The organism is Streptococcus mitis (assembly GCF_001579035.1).
Classification (GTDB): Bacteria; Bacillota; Bacilli; order Lactobacillales; family Streptococcaceae; genus Streptococcus; species Streptococcus mitis_J.
On record NZ_KQ970287.1, the window covers coordinates 133162 to 135053 of the forward strand.

General features: G+C 40.6%; 3 protein-coding genes. All 3 read left to right on the forward strand.

The genetic code is table 11. The annotated features are described in order from the left end of the window. Nucleotides 1–934, forward strand: a 934-nt coding sequence (locus SMIDD26_RS05105) for an FtsW/RodA/SpoVE family cell cycle protein (protein ID WP_246746916.1), incomplete at its 5' end; no start/stop codon positions are given. Nucleotides 935–944: 10 nt separating this feature from the next. Next, on the forward strand, nucleotides 945–1499 hold the full coding sequence (locus SMIDD26_RS05110; RefSeq protein WP_061439310.1) for a DJ-1 family glyoxalase III: 555 nt from the start codon (nucleotides 945–947) through the stop codon (nucleotides 1497–1499). 84 nt (nucleotides 1500–1583) lie between these two features. Beyond that, nucleotides 1584–1892 (forward strand): HAD hydrolase-like protein (locus SMIDD26_RS12840; protein WP_246746945.1); only part of this gene is annotated, 309 nt, incomplete at its 3' end.

Consider the following 1892-nt stretch of genomic DNA (forward strand, 5'->3'; position numbering starts at 1 on the left):
ATCAACGGGTGCCAAAAACTGGGTATCCATAAATGGGATTACTTTGTTCCAGCCGTCAGAATTTATGAAGATATCCTATATCCTCATGTTGGCCCGTGTCATTGTCCAATTTACAAAAAAACATAAGGAATGGCGACGCACGGTTCCGCTGGACTTTTTGTTGATTTTCTGGATGATTCTCTTTACCATTCCAGTCTTAGTTCTTTTGGCACTTCAAAGTGACTTGGGGACGGCTTTGGTTTTTGTGGCTATTTTCTCAGGAATCGTTTTATTATCGGGGGTTTCTTGGAAAATTATTATCCCAGTATTTGTGACTGCTGTAACAGGAGTTGCTGGTTTCTTAGCCATCTTTATTAGCAAGGACGGACGAGCTTTTCTTCACCAGATTGGAATGCCTACCTACCAAATCAATCGGATTTTGGCTTGGCTCAATCCCTTTGAGTTTGCCCAAACAACCACTTACCAGCAGGCTCAGGGGCAGATTGCCATTGGAAGCGGTGGCTTATTTGGTCAAGGTTTTAATGCTTCTAATTTGCTTATCCCAGTTCGAGAGTCGGATATGATTTTCACGGTCATTGCAGAAGATTTTGGCTTTATTGGCTCTGTCCTTGTTATTGCCCTTTATCTCATGCTGATTTACCGTATGTTGAAGATTACTCTGAAATCAAATAACCAATTCTACACCTATATTTCCACTGGCTTGATTATGATGTTGCTCTTCCACATCTTTGAAAATATAGGTGCCGTGACAGGCTTGCTTCCCTTGACGGGGATTCCCTTGCCTTTCATTTCTCAAGGGGGATCAGCTATTATCAGTAATCTGATTGGTGTTGGCTTGCTTTTATCGATGAGTTACCAGACAAATCTAGCTGAAGAAAAGAGTGGAAAAGTCCCATTCAAACGGAAAAAGGTTGTATTAAAACAAATTAAATAAGGAGAAAATCATGGTAAAAGTAGCAGTTATGTTAGCTCAGGGCTTTGAAGAAATTGAAGCTTTGACAGTTGTAGATGTTTTGCGTCGTGCCAATATTACTTGTGATATGGTAGGATTTGAAGAGCAAGTGACTGGTTCGCATGCAATCCAAGTAAGAACAGATCGTGTCTTTGATGGTGATTTATCAGACTATGATATGATTGTTCTTCCTGGAGGTATGCCTGGTTCTGCACATTTACGGGATAATCAGGCCTTGATGCAAGAATTGCAAAGCTTCGAACGAGAAGGAAAAAAATTAGCAGCTATTTGTGCGGCGCCAATTGCCCTCAATCAAGCAGGGCTATTGAAAAACAAGCAGTACACTTGTTATGACGGCGTTCAAGAGCAAATCCTTGATGGTCAATATGTCAAGGAAACAGTAGTGGTAGATGGTCAGTTGACAACCAGTCGAGGCCCTTCGACAGCTCTTGCCTTTGCCTACGAGTTGGTGGAGCAACTAGGAGGGGACGCAGAGAGTTTACGAACAGGAATGCTCTATCGAGATGTCTTTGGTAAAAATCAGTAAAACGGGAGTTATTCTCTCGTTTTTTATGTGGAAAAATCAGGGAAATCATCGCTTTTTTCATAAAAAAATGCTATAATGAAGGGTATGAAATATCACGATTATATCTGGGATTTAGGTGGAACTTTACTGGATAATTATGAAACTTCAACAGCTGCATTTGTTGAAACATTGGCACTGTATGGCATCACACAAGACCATGACAGTGTTTATCAAGCTTTAAAGGTTTCTACTCCTTTTGCGATTGAGGCATTCGCTCCCAACTTAGAGCATTTTTTAGAAAAGTACAAGGAAAATGAAGCCAGAGAGCTAGAACACCCGATTTTATTTGAAGGAGTTTCTGACTTATTGGAAGATATTTCAAAACAAGGTGGCCGTCATTTTTTGGTCTCTCAT

Bases quoted from the DNA above. Each gene is read 5' to 3' on its own strand.
- SMIDD26_RS05110 (WP_061439310.1), top strand. From the start codon at position 945: ATGGTAAAAGTAGCAGTTATGTTAGCTCAGGGCTTTGAAGAAATTGAA.